Annotated in this window: 14 protein-coding genes; 12 read left to right on the top strand and 2 right to left on the bottom strand. The window is 69.1% G+C overall.

The annotated features are described in order from the left end of the window. Nucleotides 1-1,496: acetate--CoA ligase (acs, locus tag ACWEH3_RS09130; RefSeq protein ID WP_452358293.1), on the bottom strand; the 1,496-nt coding region annotated here is incomplete at its 3' end. Nucleotides 1,497-1,887: 391 nt separating this feature from the next. Between acs and ACWEH3_RS09125 the strand changes: the two genes are divergently transcribed. Genes ACWEH3_RS09125 through ACWEH3_RS09105 form a run of 5 tightly spaced genes read left to right on the top strand, consistent with a single transcriptional unit; the run spans nucleotide 1,888 to nucleotide 7,878 of the window. Continuing rightward, nucleotides 1,888-3,477, top strand: a complete 1,590-nt coding sequence (locus tag ACWEH3_RS09125) for a peptide ABC transporter substrate-binding protein (protein ID WP_450018178.1) — start codon at nucleotides 1,888-1,890, stop codon at nucleotides 3,475-3,477. Between the two features lie 54 nt (nucleotides 3,478-3,531). Beyond that, nucleotides 3,532-4,458 (top strand): ABC transporter permease, encoded by a 927-nt coding sequence (locus ACWEH3_RS09120; protein ID WP_450018042.1) that lies wholly within the window; start codon nucleotides 3,532-3,534, stop codon nucleotides 4,456-4,458. Next, nucleotides 4,451-5,407, top strand: a complete 957-nt coding sequence (locus ACWEH3_RS09115) for an ABC transporter permease (RefSeq protein WP_450018044.1) — start codon at nucleotides 4,451-4,453, stop codon at nucleotides 5,405-5,407. The genes ACWEH3_RS09120 and ACWEH3_RS09115 overlap by 8 nt, the downstream gene beginning before the upstream one ends. After that, nucleotides 5,404-7,080 carry an ABC transporter ATP-binding protein gene (locus tag ACWEH3_RS09110; protein ID WP_450018046.1) on the top strand — a complete coding sequence of 559 codons (1,677 nt, stop codon included), beginning with the start codon at nucleotides 5,404-5,406 and terminating at the stop codon, nucleotides 7,078-7,080. The genes ACWEH3_RS09115 and ACWEH3_RS09110 overlap by 4 nt, the downstream gene beginning before the upstream one ends. A 51-nt stretch (nucleotides 7,081-7,131) precedes the next feature. Further along, nucleotides 7,132-7,878, top strand: coding sequence for an oxidoreductase (locus tag ACWEH3_RS09105; RefSeq protein ID WP_450018048.1), 747 nt, complete (start codon nucleotides 7,132-7,134; stop codon nucleotides 7,876-7,878). A gap of 487 nt (nucleotides 7,879-8,365) precedes the next feature. Here the strand turns inward: ACWEH3_RS09105 and ACWEH3_RS09100 are convergent, their stop codons facing one another. After that, nucleotides 8,366-9,175, bottom strand: coding sequence for an HAD family hydrolase (locus tag ACWEH3_RS09100; RefSeq protein WP_450018050.1), 810 nt, complete (start codon nucleotides 9,173-9,175; stop codon nucleotides 8,366-8,368). A 541-nt stretch (nucleotides 9,176-9,716) separates the two neighbouring features. Here ACWEH3_RS09100 and ssd point away from each other — a divergent pair. From ssd to ACWEH3_RS09065, 7 genes are all read left to right on the top strand, one after another. Further along, nucleotides 9,717-10,826 (top strand): septum site-determining protein Ssd, encoded by a 1,110-nt coding sequence (ssd, locus tag ACWEH3_RS09095; protein WP_450018052.1) that lies wholly within the window; start codon nucleotides 9,717-9,719, stop codon nucleotides 10,824-10,826. Nucleotides 10,827-10,836: 10 nt separating this feature from the next. Further along, complete coding sequence (locus ACWEH3_RS09090) at nucleotides 10,837-12,021, top strand: TadA family conjugal transfer-associated ATPase (protein ID WP_450018054.1); 1,185 nt, start codon at nucleotides 10,837-10,839, stop codon at nucleotides 12,019-12,021. Beyond that, nucleotides 12,018-12,812, top strand: a complete 795-nt coding sequence (locus tag ACWEH3_RS09085; RefSeq protein WP_450018056.1) for a type II secretion system F family protein — start codon at nucleotides 12,018-12,020, stop codon at nucleotides 12,810-12,812. The genes ACWEH3_RS09090 and ACWEH3_RS09085 overlap by 4 nt, the downstream gene beginning before the upstream one ends. Before the next feature lie 321 nt (nucleotides 12,813-13,133). Further along, a complete protein-coding gene (locus tag ACWEH3_RS09080; protein ID WP_450018058.1) occupies nucleotides 13,134-13,760 on the top strand; it encodes a type II secretion system F family protein in 627 nt (208 codons plus the stop codon). Nucleotides 13,761-14,291: 531 nt separating this feature from the next. Then, nucleotides 14,292-14,492 carry a DUF4244 domain-containing protein gene (locus ACWEH3_RS09075; RefSeq protein WP_450018180.1) on the top strand — a complete coding sequence of 67 codons (201 nt, stop codon included), beginning with the start codon at nucleotides 14,292-14,294 and terminating at the stop codon, nucleotides 14,490-14,492. Nucleotides 14,493-14,530: 38 nt separating this feature from the next. Then, a complete protein-coding gene (locus ACWEH3_RS09070; RefSeq protein ID WP_450018060.1) occupies nucleotides 14,531-14,845 on the top strand; it encodes a TadE family type IV pilus minor pilin in 315 nt (104 codons plus the stop codon). A 245-nt stretch (nucleotides 14,846-15,090) separates the two neighbouring features. After that, nucleotides 15,091-15,513 carry an Rv3654c family TadE-like protein gene (locus ACWEH3_RS09065; protein WP_450018062.1) on the top strand — a complete coding sequence of 141 codons (423 nt, stop codon included), beginning with the start codon at nucleotides 15,091-15,093 and terminating at the stop codon, nucleotides 15,511-15,513. Nucleotides 15,514-15,540 lie beyond the last annotated feature (27 nt).

The following is a 15,540-nucleotide window of genomic DNA, read 5'->3' as shown; positions in this document are numbered from 1 at the left end:
TGGTCGGCGAAGCGTTCCCAGTAGGTGGCTTTGTAGCGTTCGTCGTCGCCCCAGATGCCGCGCAGCATCGACGGCCACGGCTGATCGAGCACGAGGTAGCCGTTGGCTTCGGTTTCCCCGTTTTGGACCGGTTTGCCTTCTTCGTCGACGACTCGCGCGGAGATGCCTGGCAGCGCGGCCATGGCGGCGCCGGGTTTGGCGGCGGTGACGCCGGGCAGGGGGGAGATCATGATGGCGCCGGTCTCGGTCTGCCACCAGGTGTCGACGATGGGAGTGCGATTGCCGCCGATGACCTCGCGGTACCAGCGCCAGGCTTCGGGGTTGATGGGTTCGCCGACCGAGCCGAGCACGCGGATACTGGACAGGTCGTGGGCGGCGGGTATTTCCCTGCCCCACTTCATGAAGGTGCGCACCAAGGTGGGGGCGGTGTAATAGATGGTGACGCCGTATTTTTCGATGATCTGCCAGTGGCGGTGTTCGTCGGGGAAGTTGGGTGTGCCTTCGTAGACGACTTGGGTGGTGCGGTTGGCCAGCGGGCCGTAGACGATGTAGCTGTGTCCGGTGACCCAGCCGATGTCGGCGGTGCACCAGTAGATGTCTTGTCCGGGTTTGTGGTCGAAGACGTTGTGGTGGGTGTAGGCGGTTTGGGTGAGGTAGCCGCCGGTGGTGTGGAGGATGCCTTTGGGTTTTCCGGTGGTGCCGGAGGTGTAGAGGATGAACAGGGGGTGTTCGGCGTCGAAGGGTTGGGGTTCGTGGTGGGGTGCGGCGGTGGTGACGGTGTCGTGCCACCACAGGTCGCGGCCTTCGGTCCAGGGGACTTCGATGCCGGTGCGGCGCACCACCAGCACATGCTCGACGCTGGAGGGGGTATCGCCGTGGGCGTAGAGGGCCTCGTCGACGGCTTCCTTCAGTGGGGCGGCTTTGCCGCGCCGCCACTGCCCGTCGGTGGTGATGACCAGGCGGGCTCGGGCGTCGTCGACGCGCTGGCGCAACGCGGTGGGGGAGAATCCGGCGAAGATGACGGAGTGGGTCAGCCCGAGGCGGGCGCAGGCGAGCATGGCGACGATGGCCTCGGGCACCATCGGCATGTAGATCGCCACCCGGTCGCCCGCGACCAGACCCAGTTCGGTGAACGCGTTGGCGGCCCGGCAGACCTCGTCGCGCAACTGTTCGTAGGTGATGGCGCGCGAGTCGCCGGGTTCGCCTTCCCAGTGGATGGCGACCTGGTCGCCGTGTCCGTCCAGGACGTGGCGGTCCACGCAGTTGTAGGCGACGTTGAGCTTGCCGCCGACGAACCATTTCGCCACCGGAGCCTCGCTCCAGTCCAGCACCTGGGTGAACGGTTCGTGCCAGTGCAGCCGCCCGGCCTGTTCGGCCCAGAACGCGTCGCGATCGGCCGCCGCCCGCTCGTAGAGTCCGGCGTCGGCGTTCGCCTGGGCGGCGAACTCCGCGTTCGGCGGATACGAGTCCCTGTGTTCGGCGCTGGTTTCGGTCATCTCGTCTCTTCTTTCCACGTAGCCTGAGCGCACGATTCGACGCAGCCGAGTTCGACAGTAATCAACTGTGACCCATGCCGCGTGCGGTGTGTCGATCGGGTTTCGCCCGCGTCACGCCGCCGCGCCTGCTCCCCGCGGCGGTCGCCCCGGCGAACGCGGTGTTCCGGCCGCGCGGCCGTTTCCGCACGAAACTCGGGGTGTTTCGGCGATGTTGCCGGATCGGTAACAAGTACAACGAACTCGGATCAATCAGGTGACAGTGCCCGCGCCGGTGGTTACTCTGCCAACCACACAGGGGGATCGCGTCGGCCTGCGCTGGCGGGCCTCCTGCGGGTGCCGATCGGCTACCCCCTTCTCGCACCGGGAGGACGCGTTGAAATTCCACAGAGCGATGGCGGTGACCGCGGCGGTCGTACTGGCCACGAGCCTCGGGCTGTCCGCATGTTCCTCGGGCGACGGCGCCGACGCCGACATCGTCACGGTAAACGGTGGTGAGCCGCAGAATCCGCTGGTGCCTACCAACACCAATGAGAATATGGGCGGCCGTGTGGTCGACCGGCTGTTCGCGGGCCTGAAGTACTACGACGGGAGCGGCAAGGCGCACGACGAGATGGCGGAGTCGATCCAGACCACGGATCGGAAGAGCTACCGGGTGACCATCAAACCCGGCTGGAAGTTCACCGACGGCACCCCGGTGACGGCGAAGTCGTTCGTCGACGCCTGGAACTACGGCGCGCTCGGCACCAACGCCCAGTTGCAGAGCTATGTGTTCAGTCCCATCGTCGGTTTCGACGAGGTATCCGCGGAAAAGCCTACGGCACAGACGCTGTCGGGCTTGAAGGTGATCGACGACCGCACCTTCGCCATCGAGCTGAAGGCGCCCTCGATCGATTTCGAGACCGAACTGGGGTACGCGCCGTTCTATCCGCTGCCGGAGGCCGCGTTCAAGGACATGAAAGCGTTCGGAGAGAACCCGATCGGCAATGGCCCCTACAAGTTCGCCCGGGCCGGGGCGTGGGAGCACAACGTCAAGATCGATCTGGCGCCCAACCCGGACTACCCCGGCGGCCGCCCGGCCAAGAACAAAGGGCTGCGGTTCGTGATGTATCAGTCCTTCGACACCGCCTACGCGGACCTGCAAGCGGGCAACCTGGACGCGCTCGACACCGTGCCCGACAGCGCGCTCACCTCCTACGAACGGGATCTCGGTGACCGCGCGATCACCAAGCCGACCGCCCAGAACCAGCACATCGGCATCCAGTCCAACGTCGCGCACTTCGCCGGCCAGGAAGGGCTGTTGCGACGCCGGGCGATCTCGATGGCGATCAACCGGGAACAGATCGCGCAGAACATCTTCCACGGCACCCGGATCCCGGCGCGCGACTTCACCGCGAGCACGCTGCCCGGCTTCGAACCGAACCTGCCCGGCTCGGAGGTGCTGAAGTACAACCCCGACGAGGCCAAGAAGGTCTGGGCACAGGCCGACGCGATCTCGCCGTGGTCGGGCCGCTACGAGATCGCCTACAACTCCGACGGCGGCCACCAGGCCTGGGTGGAGGCGGTGGCCAACAGCGTCAAGAACACCCTCGGCGTCGACGCCATCGGCGTGCCGTACCCGACGTTCAAGAACATCCGCGACGAAGTGAACGCGCGCACCATCAACAAGGCCTTCCGCTACGGGTGGCAGGGTGACTACCCGACCATGCTGCAGTTCCTCACTTCGCAGTACTACAGCTACTCCGACACCAACAACGTCGACTACAAGAATCCGGAATTCGACCGCCTGCTCGATGCCGCCTTGGCCGCGCCGAGCCAGGACGAGTCCTACAAGATCATCGCGCAGGCCCAGGCCCTGCTGATCAAGGACCTGGCCGACGTCCCGGTGTTCGACTATGTGGCCGCCGCGGGCCGCTCCGACCGGGTGCGCAAGGCCGAACTCGCCTGGAACGGACTGTTCGACTTCGAGAACATCGAGAAGTAGCCGCCGGCCGCCGGGCGTCCGGGTGACGCTCGGCGGTCCTGTTCAGGAGGCGAAATGGCCTGGTATGTCGGGCGGCGTCTGCTTCAGATGATCCCCGTGTTCCTCGGTGCGACCCTGCTCGTCTACGCCCTGGTGTTCCTCGTCCCGGGCGACCCGATCCACGCGCTGGCCGGTGACAAGCCGATGACGCCCGCGGTGGAGGCGCAACTGCGGGCGCGCTACCACCTCGACGAGCCGTTCCTCGTGCAGTACCTGTTGTATCTGAAGGGCATCGTCACGCTGGACTTCGGCACGGCCTTCTCCGGCAGGCCGGTGCGGGACGAACTCGCGCGCGCGTTCCCGATCACGATCAAGTTGGCCTTCATGGCGGTGCTGATCGAGTCGATCTTCGGCGTGCTGTTCGGCCTGATCGCCGGACTGCGCAAAGGCAAGTTGTTCGACTCCGCGATGCTCGTGATCAGCCTGGTCGTGATCGCGGTCCCGGTCTTCGTGGTGGGCTTCCTCGCCCAATTCCTGCTCGGCGTGAAGTGGGGCATCGCGCCCGTGACGGTCTCCGGGAAGGCGACCGTCGGCGAACTGTTGGTGCCCGCGATCGTGCTCGGCTCGCTGTCATTCGCCTACGTCCTGCGCTTGACCCGGAATTCGGTGGCGGAGAACATGTCCGCCGACTACGTACGCACCGCGACCGCCAAAGGCCTGCGCAGGCCGCGCGTGGTGACCGTGCACATCCTGCGCAACTCGATGATTCCGGTGGTCACGTTCGTCGGCGCTGATCTGGGCGCCCTGATGGGCGGCGCGATCGTCACCGAGGGCATCTTCAACATTCCCGGCGTGGGCGGCACGCTCTACCAGGCCATCACCAGGGGGGAGCCGCCGACCGTCGTCTCCTTCGTCACGGTGCTGATCGTCATCTTCCTGCTCACCAATCTGCTCGTGGACCTGCTCTACGCCGCACTCGACCCGAGGATCCGCTATGCCTGACCGCACCGAGGCCGCGAGTCCGCGCCGCGGCCAGGAGCATTTCGTCGCGCCACCCGACGAGGTAGAGGTGCTCGCCACCGACGCCGTGCTGGATGCGGGCGCGCCGACCAGCATCTGGCGCGACGCGTGGCGGCAGCTGCGGCGCAACCCGATCTTCATCGTCGCGGCGGTGCTGATCGTGTTCGTGCTGATCGTGGTGATTTGGCCGGGGCTGTTCACCGATCAGGACCCGCGGTACTGCAACGGCGACTTCAGCATGGACCCGCGCGGCGCGGGGCACCCGTTCGGTTTCGACAAGCAGGGGTGCGACATCTATGCCCGCACCGTCTACGGAGCGCGGGCTTCCGTGCTCGCCGGAGTCGGCGCGACGCTGCTGTTCGTGCTGATCGGGGGAACGCTGGGCGCGCTGGCGGGCTTCTACGGCGGACCGCTGGACTCGATCGTCTCGCGGGTCGCGGAGGTCTTCTACGCGATTCCGTTGATGCTGGCCGCCATCGTGATCATGCAGCTGCTGGACGCAAGGACGATCTGGACCGTGATCGTCATCCTCGCCTCGTTCACCTGGCCGCAGGCGGCGCGGATCGCCCGTAGCGCCGTGATCCAAGCGAAGAACAGCGACTACGTCACGGCCGCGGAAGCATTGGGCGTCTCTCGACCGCAGACGCTTGTGCGCCACGTGTTGCCCAACGCGGCGGGACCGCTGATCGTGGTGACCACGCTGTGGCTGGGCGTCTTCATCGTCACCGAGGCGACGCTGTCCTATCTCGGCGTCGGTCTCCCGCGCACCGTGGTGTCCTGGGGCGCGGACATCGCCACGGGGCAGAAGGAGATCCGCACCTCCGCCATCCTGTTCTATCCGGCGACGGCGCTGGCGCTGACCGTGCTGAGCTTCATCATGCTGGGCGACGCCGTGCGCGACGCCCTCGATCCGAAGGCGAGGAAGCGATGAGCGAGGCCGACCGGCCGCTGCTTGAGATCACCGATCTGAACGTGAGTTTCACCGCCGACGGCAAGCCGGTGCCCGCGGTCCGGGACGTGAGCCTGTCGGTCTATCCGGGGCAGACCGTGGCCATCGTCGGGGAATCGGGCTCGGGAAAGTCGACCACCGCGCACGCGATCATCGACTTGCTGCCCGGCACGGGCCGGGTCACCTCCGGTTCGATCAGGTTCGACGGCAAGGAACTCACGGCGGCCTCGAAACGAGAGATCGTCGCGGTCCGCGGCAGCGGCATCGGCCTGGTCCCGCAGGACCCGATGTCGAATTTGAATCCGGTGTGGAAAATCGGTTTCCAGATCCGCGAGACGCTCGAAGCCAACGGCATCGCGAAGGGCAAGGCCGCCGAGAAGCGAGCGGTGGAGCTGCTCGAGGAAGCGGGCATGCCCGACGCCGAACGCCGGGTGAACCAGTATCCGCACGAGTTCTCCGGCGGCATGCGCCAGCGTGCGTTGATCGCGATCGGCCTGTCCTGCCGGCCCCAACTTCTCATCGCCGACGAGCCGACCTCGGCGCTCGACGTGACCGTGCAGCGGCAGATCCTCGACCATCTCGAGCGGCTCACCGCCGAGCTCGGCACCGCGGTGCTGCTGATCACCCATGACTTGGGTTTGGCGGCGGAGCGTGCCGAACACCTGGTGGTGATGTATCGCGGCCGTGTCGTGGAGTCCGGGCCCGCTTTGCGGATTCTGCGCGATCCGCAGCACCTGTACACCAAACGGCTGGTGAGTTCGGCGCCGTCGCTGGCCGCGCAGCGGCGGTCGGCGGTGCGGCGTCGGGCCGCGATCCACGCGCAAGCCGTGCAGGTGGCGGCAGCCGACACGGTGGTGCCGGACGACGTACTGGTAGCCGAGCATCTGACGAAGACGTTCCATATTCGCGACCGCACGCCGTGGAAGTCGACCGAGTTCGTCGCGGTGGACGATGTGTCGTTCCGGCTGCGGCGCGGGTCGACCACGGCGATCGTCGGCGAATCCGGCTCGGGCAAGACCACGGTGGCGCAGATGGTCCTCGGACTGCTCGCGCCCACCTCCGGCGCCGTCACATTCGACGGCAAGGACGTAACCACCCTGGACCGAAAGGAATCCTTCGCCTTCCGCCGCCGGGTGCAGCCGATCTTCCAGGATCCCTACGGCTCGCTCGACCCGATGTACACGATCTACCGCACCATCGAGGAGCCCTTGCGCACCCACCGGATCGGTACCGCCGAGGAAAGGGAGGCGACCGTGCGGGAACTGCTCGACAAGGTCGCGCTGCCTGCCGGTGTGCTGCGGCGCTACCCCAACGAGCTGTCCGGTGGGCAGCGTCAGCGCGTGGCGGTCGCGCGGGCACTCGCCCTCCGGCCCGAAGTGGTGGTGTGCGACGAGGCGGTGTCCGCGCTCGACGTGCTGGTGCAGGCCCAGATCCTCCGCCTGCTCAACGAGCTGCAAGCCGAGCTCGGGCTGGCGTATCTGTTCATCACCCACGATCTGGCCGTGGTGCGGCAGATCGCCGACGACGTGCTCGTCATGCAGCGCGGCAAGGTGGTCGAGGCGGCGACGACCGACGAGGTGTTCGACGATCCCCGGCAGGAGTACACGCGCAAACTGCTCGACGCGATACCGGGAGGCGATCTGCTGGCCGGATAGCGAGCCGGGCGCGCGGATCGGTCCGCGCGAGCGCAAGTAGCCTCGTATGCCGTGACCGATCCGCTACAGCCCCTCGTCGATCTTCCCGGTGTCCGGGACGCGGCCGACCGCGCCCGCGACGCGCTCGCCGAGGTGCACCGGCACAAGGCGAACCGGCGTGGGTGGCCCACCACGGCGGCCGAGGCCGCGGTGCGTGCGGCCCGGTCCTCGGCGGCCATCGACGGCGGCAGCACGGACATTCCCGCCGACGGCCGGGTGGCGGACCCGATCCTGGCCGGCTCGCTGCGCGTCGGGCAGGCGTTGGACGGGGACGCGCTGCGGAATCTGGTGGGCACCTGGCAGCGTGCCCCGCTGCAGGCGCTGGCGCGGCTGCATCTGCTCGCCGCGGCCGATCTGATCCCGGAGCAAGAGGCGCTCGGCAGGCCGCGCGGCGACTCCGGCGTCGCGCAGCGGCTGGATCTGCTGGCGCAGACGGTGCTCGGTTCGCGGGCGCCCGCGCCGGTGCTCGCCGCCGTAGTACACGGTGAGCTACTGGCGCTACGGCCGTTCGGCACGGCCGATGGCGTAGTCGCGCGGGCGGCCTCCCGGCTGGTTGCGGTGTCGAGTGGGCTGGATCCGCACAGCCTCGGCGTACCGGAGGTGTTCTGGTTGCGCAGGCGTCAGGCATATCTGGACGCGGCCGCGGGGTTCGGAACCGGGGAGGCGGAGGCGGTCGGCGGCTGGGTGATCTTCTGTTGCGGGGCGTTCGAGGACGGTGCGCGCGAGGCCACGTCGATCGCAGACTCGGCGGCGGGATAACCCCCGTACACGTCAAAGCGGGCGGCGTTGTCTCTCGACCTCACCGCCCGCTAGCACGGACTACCCGGTTACCAAGCGTGCTAGGTGGGTTGTGTTCTGCGGCCTCGGCGACAATCCGGATATCGGCCGGTTCATCCCCGCAACCTGTGCGAGGCCTTCGCCGTCGACTATCCGAATTTCGCAGGCCCACAACGCTTCTGCCCTTGTCGCGGCGCGCTCCGCGTGGGTGCCTGGTGCCCGTGCTGGGAAGAAGGGTCGGGAGACAGTGCCTTCTCTTCCGGTGCTGCCTTGGCCTTCCGTCCTTCCGTAGTTACCTTTCTACACTGTGACTGCACTCACATCAAGGGATGCGAGAACATTGAATAATCGGCGTTTTTCTCGGCGTTTCGTGGTTAAATGCCTGGTCCGCAGCCCCATCGGTCAAGTTGGCTGAGTTAACGGCAAGCCGCTGGCGACCCAGTTGGACGGGCTGCTAGAGCGTCCGATCTCAGCGTCGGCGGCGCAGCATCCGGTAGCTGATCGCGCCGGCCACAACCGCGCTCAAGCCGACCGCCGCGGTGGCCGCGAGCGTCGTCGAGGACGGCGCTTGGAAGCGCGCCCACAGCGACACCGGGTTGGAGAAGGTCAGGATCGGCCAGCCCCGCGCGGTGGCCTCACGGCGCAGATTGCGATCCGGATTGACCGCAGTGGGGTGGCCCACCGCGCCGAGCAGCGGCAGGTCGGTGATCGAGTCGGAGTAGGCGTAGCAGCGGGACAGGTCGTACCCCTCGTCCGCGGCGAGTTTCTCGATGGCGGCGACCTTGCCCTCGCCGTAGCAGTAGAACTCGACCTCGCCGGTGTACTTTCCGTCCGCCACGACCATCTGGGTGGCGGCGGTATGTGCGGCGCCGAGCGCTTCGGCGATCGGGCCGACGATCTCCTCGCCGGAGGCCGAGACGATCACCACGTCGTGCCCCCGGATCTTGTGGTCGGCGATCAAGTCGGCGGCCTCCGCGTAGATCAGCGGATCGACCAACTCGTGCAACGTCTCTGCCACAATGGATTTCACCTGCTCGACGTCCCAGCCCGCGCACATGCTGGTCAGGTGGGCGCGCATCCGTTCCATCTGATCGTGGTCGGCTCCCGACAGCAGGAACAGGAAGTGGGCGTAACTGCTTTCCAGGACCGCGCGGCGGTTCAAAAGCCCCTGCGCGTAGAAGGGCTTGCTGAATACGAACGTGCTCGACTTCGCGATCACGGTCTTGTCCAGATCGAAGAAGGCCGCGACGCGTCCACCTGCGGTGGCTGACTTGTCCACTCGACCAGGATAGGCGGCGGTATGGTCTCCGCTCGGTCAGGTGTCAGGTGTGGTGCGGCCGCTGTGTCCCGTGTCCGGTTCGACCGCGGGTTGCGGGCAGCGCTTTCGGGCCACCGCGCCTGTTGTGTGGCCGTCCTGCCTTCGATCGGCCGCAGATGGGCGGCGGCTGCGCCACGGCTGCCGCTGGTCGGCACGCGTGTTCCCCGCCGTGGCGCGCTGTGGCCGGTGCAGCGACGAAGTTTGCCCCGCAGACGCCGAAGCCACGACGGCCACAAAGATGTCCGTCGGCAGACTTGCGTGGTGGCCGGGGCTTAGGTGTAGTATTGCTGGCACCTGGACATGGTCCAGGCGCGTTCAGCCCGACCCCCCGGGGCTGAACCCCGACGGCCCCAGCCTCCTCCCCCCCCGGCTGGGGCCGTCCTCTATTCAGGGACAGTGCGGTACGGCATCCGGTTCGGATAGCTGTCCACAACCCCGGAGTTGTCCACATTCGGCATATCGCCCCTTCTGTCCCTGCTCCCGTTCCGCGACGCTGACCTGCATGAACCTCGATGCATCGGAGCCGAGCGGGCCGGCGCCCGCCCTTGTGCTCATCGATGACGACCGTCTGCGCGACGAAGTCCGGCGTATCGCGGCGGCCGCCGAACGGCCACTCGATGAGCGGACGCGACTCGTCGGCCGACATGCCTGGACCGGCGCTCCACTGGTGATCCTGGACGCCGATACGGCGCGCGAAGCGGCCGCCGCGGGCTACCTGCGCCGCGCCGGCGTCGTGGTGGTAACCGATGGTGAGCCAGGGTTGCTCGACTGGCAGGCCGCCGCCGCGGTCGGCGCGGAGCGGGCTATCGCCTTGCCCGGCGCGGCGGTGGGGCTCATCGAGATGTTTGCTGAATACGGCGAGCAGCGTGCGGGTGACGGCGTGGTGCTCGCCGTCGTCGGCGCGGGCGGCGGGGCCGGTGCGTCTACCCTCGCCGTCGCGGTCGCGCTGCGCGCCGCCGCGGAGGGGTTCCGGCGCGAGACCTTGCTGGTCGATGGCGCACCCTTCGCGGGTGGTCTCGACCTGCTGCTCGGTGTGGAGAACGCGGCGGGCCTGCGCTGGCCCGACCTGGTGGTGGAGGACGGGCGCGTCTCCGCGACCGCGTTGCACGGCGCCCTACCCGTCGCGGCGCCCGGGCTCGCGGTGCTGTCCTGTGGGCGCTGCGGTGCGGGACGATTGCCACGTGAGCTCGGCGCGCCCGCGGTCCGCGCTGTCATCGAAGCGGGCCGTGTCGCAGGCGATTTCATAGTTTGCGATATTTCCGGTGAGCGCGGGCCGCATGCCGACCAGATGCTCGACTCCGCGGACCTCGTGGTTCTGGTCGTTCCGGCCCGGCTGCGTGCGGTCGCCGCCGCCGAAGCGGTGTCGGCCCATATAGCGCGGCGAAACCCGAACCAGGGCTTGATCGTTCGCGGTCCGGCGCCCGGGGGCCTGCGCGGAGCCGAGGTCGCCGAAGTGCTCGATCTCCCGCTGCTCGCCGCCGTCCGCGCCCAGTCCGGTCTCGCGCATCGGCTGGAGCGCGGCGGGATGCCGGTAGGCCGCCGCGGGCCGCTGCGCGATGCGGCCGACGCCGTCCTCGGCGTACTGAGTGCGCCACCGGGACAACGGCGGTGAGGAGGGGGCGATGAGCGCGATACTGACCAGCGAGCTGCTGGACCGGGTGCGGGAGCGCCTTGCGGGCGAGACCGGCGACCCGGATCCGGCTCAGGTCGCCGCCGCGATCCGGGCCGAAGCGGGCGGGGTGCTCGGCGACACCGACCTGCTGCGGGCTCTGCGACTGCTGCAGACCGAACTCACCGGCGCGGGCGTACTCGAACCGCTGCTGCATGATCCGCGAGTGGCCGACGTCCTGGTGACCGGTCCGGACGCGGTGTGGATCGATCGCGGGCACGGCCTGGAGAAGACCTCGATCACCTTCTCCGACGAGGCCGCGGTCCGGCGGCTGGCGCAGCGCCTGGCACTGTCGGCGGGCCGCCGACTCGACGACGCACAACCATGGGTGGACGGTCGGCTGTCCGGAATGGCTGCGGCATCAGGGGATTCGTTCGGGGTCCGCTTGCACGCGGTCCTCGCGCCGGTCGCGCACGGCGGCACTTGTCTGTCGTTGCGGGTACTCCGTCCGGCCACCCAGGGGCTGTCCGCGCTCGCCGTGGCGGGCTCGGTGCCCGCCGACGCGAAACTCCTGCTGGAACGAATCATCCGGGCGAGGCTGGCGTTCCTGGTCGTCGGCGGCACCGGAGCCGGGAAGACGACGCTGCTGTCGGCCCTGCTCGCCACGGTGGGCCCGTCCGAGCGGATCGTCTGCGTCGAGGACGCGGCGGAGCTCGCGCCACCGCATCCCCACGTGGTCCGGCTGGTGGCCAGGACAGCGAATGTGGAAGGCGTCGGCGAGGTCACCGTCCGTGACCTGGTCCGTCAAGCGCTGCGCATGCGGCCGGATCGGATCGTGGTCGGCGAGGTCAGGGGCGCCGAGGTGGTCGACCTGCTGACCGCGTTGAACACCGGACACGACGGCGGGGCGGGCACCGTGCACGCCAACTCACCGCAAGAAGTCCCCGCCCGGCTGGAAGCCCTTGCCGCTCTTGGCGGCATGGATCGAGCGGCTTTGCACAGTCAACTCGCCGCCGCGGTGCAGGTCGTCCTGCACGTGCACCGCCGATCCGACGGCTCGCGGGGGCTGCGCGAGGTCGGTCTCGTGCACCGCACCGGCGATGGGGGCGTGCGGATCACGCCCGCCTGGCATACCACGGGTGCGGCCCCCGCCGCCGCGGACCTGTCCAGCCTGCTCGCCGAACGGCTCGACCGTTGAGCGGCGCGGTGTTGTGTCTCGCGCTGGCGTTGGTCCTGGTTCCGGCGCCCCGGTCGCAGCGCCGGTTCGGACAGCTGTTCACCGCGCGCGTCGAGTATCGAATGCCGAACCGCGGCACGCTGTTCCGCGTCTGTGCCTGCGTGGGCGTGGTGATCGTGCTCGCCGTCTTCGGTACGGGTCCTTTCCTCGCGGCCGGCCTGGTGGCCGGAACCGTCGGGCTACGGGCTCGCCGGGCGGTACGGGACCGGCGCGGGAAAGCCGAGCAAGGGTACCTACTCGATGCCTTGGAGGCTGTGATCGCGGAATTGCGGGTGGGGGCGCATCCGAGCGCCGCCGCCGAGGCCGCCGCACGTGAGGTGTGGGGCGAGTCGTCCCGCGCGTTCACCGTTGGCGCCGCGCGCAGCCGACTCGGTGGCTCGGCGGCCGAGGGTCTGCGCCGGCCGGATTCCCCGATCGCCGCGGAACTCGCCCGGGTCGCCGGGGCGTGGCAGGTGGCCGAGCAGCACGGCTTGGCGCTGGCCGAGTTGCTGTCCGCGGCCCGAACGGATCTCGCGGGACGCATCCGATTCCACGGCCGCACCACCGCCGCGCTGGCCGGCGCACGGGCCACCGCCGGTGTCCTGGCGTGTCTGCCGCTCCTCGGCATCGCCCTCGGCCAAATGATGGGCGCCGCGCCGCTGCACGTCCTGTTCGCCTCGTCCGCGGGGGCGGTGCTGTTGCCGGTCGGCGCGGGCCTGGCCTGCGCGGGCCTGCTGTGGACCGATGCCATCACCCGAAAGGTGCTGATATGAAGTCTTCTTCGATGGCTGGTCGCGGCCGGTCGAAGCAGTTGTCGAACTCGAAGCCGGTTGCGATCGGCGGGGAGAGGCGGTTTGCGCGCGATCCAATCGGACTGCAGCACATGGCGGATGCGCACCACCTCGACGGCGCGTTCAACCCTGGCTACCCGCAGACCGGCCGAATCTACGGTCGCGCTGCCGAGCGGCGACGGGTCAGCCTCATCGGTCCGCTCTCCGGCGACGGCACGCAGGTGACGCGTGGTGTGCCGTCGCATGGCCTGACCGCGGGGCGTGCACGAGGTCGTCGCACAACAGGATCGCTGAGGAAGGCTGATGATGGCGTTCACCTCTGGGGCAGTACTGCCGTTGCTGCTGATGGCGGCCGCACTCGCATCGCTGCCGGGACGAGTGGCCGTGAGCAGGCGGTTGCATGCCCTCGGCCGGACGCGCAACGCACCGGCCGAGACGCCGCGCCGGCCGAACCGGGAGACCGATCCGCTGGCTGTCGCCTCGGTGCTCGACCTGCTGGCCGCCTGCCTGCGTGCTGGGCTTCCCATGGCAGGGGCGGCGCGGGCCGTAGCGCCGGAGGCACCGGAACCACTCGGCGAAGCACTGCGACGGGCGGCGGACCTGCTCGCGCTAGGTGCCGACGCGGCCACGGCCTGGCACCAAGTGGCGCGGGATGCGAACGGGCGCCCAGGAGCCGACGAGATCGAGTCGCTGGCCCGGATGGCGCGGCGTTCGGCGCGGTCCGGATCGTCGCTGGCGGCAGCGGTCATGGAACTGGCCGAGCAGCGCAGGGCCGCGGTGGAAGACATCGCGGCCGCGAAGGCGGAACGCGCGGGCGTCCTGATCGGCGGCCCGTTGGGGCTTTGCTTCCTCCCGGCCTTCGTCTGCCTCGGCATAGTGCCGGTGGTCATCGGCTTGGCGGGCCGAGTCCTGGGCGGTGGGCTGCTGTAACCCCGCACCGGGCAGTGGCCACGCCGCCCATGGTGTCCGCACCGAAGCGTTCACGCGGGGCTTTCGCGCAGGTTCGGCGGACCGTGACCGGGCGGCCCGCGCTCGCGGATCCGCCTCGAATCGCATCGGGAGAACGGCGGACGGGCGGGCCCGCGTCGTTCATGAGAGCGGGTCAGGTGGGTGGCTCGGTGCCCCCGCACCGTCGCGGGCGCCACCGGTCGGGAAGGCCGTCGCGGGGCTGGTCGGTCCGCCTACGGACCGGCAGCTCGGCGGTGTGCCGCGCACTCGGCGCTTCGGTGGCTGCTTTGCGCGCCGAGCCGTATCCAGCGTTCGGTCGCTCATCGAACCCGGCGCTGCCGCTGATCGCCACCCGCCGGCGGTTCGTTGTGGACCGAAGCGAAGGAGACCGTGCTCGGACGTCAGCGTCGCGCACTGCATCGGAGGAAGCGTGCTCGTGCGGACCGGCCGCACGGGCCGGAAAGGAGGAATCGGGTGCGTATCCAGGGGGTTGTGAAGTCCGTGGACCGCAGGGTGCGGGCTGTATATATCAGCCTGCGTGCGCGGGCGCTGCGGGCGATGGTCGCGGAGGACGGCATGAGCACGGCGGAGTACGCGATCGGCACGATCGCGGCGGCGGCATTCGGCGCCGTGCTGTACGGGGTGGTGACGGGCGACAGCATCGTGAACGCGCTGACGAAGATCATCGACCGGGCACTGAACACATCGGTGTAGCTGTCGCCACACCGTGGCCCGGCGACGATCGGGGAGGGGTGACGATCGAGGCCGCGCTCGCCCTGACCTCGGTCATCGCTACCGTCGTGCTCTGTCTCGGGGCTCTGCTGGCGGCATCGACCCAGGTCCGCTGTGTCGATGCCGCCGGCGAGGCCGCCCGCCTCGCCGCGCGGGGCGATCACGCGAACGCCCGCCCGGCGGCGGAGCGCATCGCCCCGCCGTCGGCCGACATCACACTCCGCACCGAGGGCACTCGTGTGATCGCCGTGGTTTCCGCGCGGACCCCGCTTCTGCCGCTGCTCACCCTCCGCGCGGAGGCGGTCGCGACTCTCGAGCCCGGAGCCACCGAATGAAGGCGGTGCTGATGGTGGTCTGGCTTCTCGTGGGCGTCGGTGCCCGTCACTCCGGTGCAGGGTGGCGCACCGACCGGGGTGCACGGTCGGCGGCGTTTGCGGAAGCTCCGCGGGTCGGCTGGCTACGCCGTACACGGTGGCCACGGTTCGATCTTGGGGGTGGTGTTCACACACCAACCGCCACCGCCGGAGCGTTATGTGCGGTGGGGTCGGATTCCGGTTCGCGACGCTGCCCGGAGCGAGACATGACAGGGAACGCTGAGCGGGTTCGGATCAGCGAGCGCAGCCCGCGGCGTGTCCCTCGCATGCTGCGGGTTCGGGTAAGCGACGAACAGGGGCTGGCCACCGTGTTCACCTGCTGGGCGCTCATAGCCCTGATCGGGGTGACGCTCTTGATCGCGCAGGTGGGGGCCGTGGTGGTGGCGCGGCATCGGGCGCAGGCAGCTGCCGATTCGGCGGCGCTGACCGCGGCGGGAGCCTTGGTCGATGGCGTCGACATCGCATGTGCTGAGGCGGACCAGGTGGCACGGCGGATGGGTGCGCGAATCCGTGTTTGCGAGGCGGTGGAGTGGGACGCCACGGTGGCTGTGGAAAGGAATGTACCAATAGGTCTGTACGGCGATCGGATCGTTCGGGCGAGCGCACGGGCCGGACCGGTTGAAGAGTGATGGAGTTCGATACACAGTCGGCCCCGC

The organism is Nocardia sp. NPDC004718, from assembly GCF_053601535.1.
This window is presented reverse-complemented; position numbering and strand designations above follow the sequence as displayed.

Coding starts and splice junctions, on each gene's coding strand:
- ACWEH3_RS09080 (WP_450018058.1), top strand. CDS start 13,134: ATGATGGCGTTCACCTCTGGGGCAGTACTGCCGTTGCTGCTGATGGCG.
- ACWEH3_RS09125 (WP_450018178.1), top strand. CDS start 1,888: ATGGCGGTGACCGCGGCGGTCGTACTGGCCACGAGCCTCGGGCTGTCC.
- ACWEH3_RS09115 (WP_450018044.1), top strand. CDS start 4,451: ATGCCTGACCGCACCGAGGCCGCGAGTCCGCGCCGCGGCCAGGAGCAT.
- ACWEH3_RS09120 (WP_450018042.1), top strand. CDS start 3,532: ATGGCCTGGTATGTCGGGCGGCGTCTGCTTCAGATGATCCCCGTGTTC.
- ACWEH3_RS09090 (WP_450018054.1), top strand. CDS start 10,837: ATGAGCGCGATACTGACCAGCGAGCTGCTGGACCGGGTGCGGGAGCGC.
- ACWEH3_RS09065 (WP_450018062.1), top strand. CDS start 15,091: ATGACAGGGAACGCTGAGCGGGTTCGGATCAGCGAGCGCAGCCCGCGG.
- ssd (WP_450018052.1), top strand. CDS start 9,717: ATGAACCTCGATGCATCGGAGCCGAGCGGGCCGGCGCCCGCCCTTGTG.
- ACWEH3_RS09110 (WP_450018046.1), top strand. CDS start 5,404: ATGAGCGAGGCCGACCGGCCGCTGCTTGAGATCACCGATCTGAACGTG.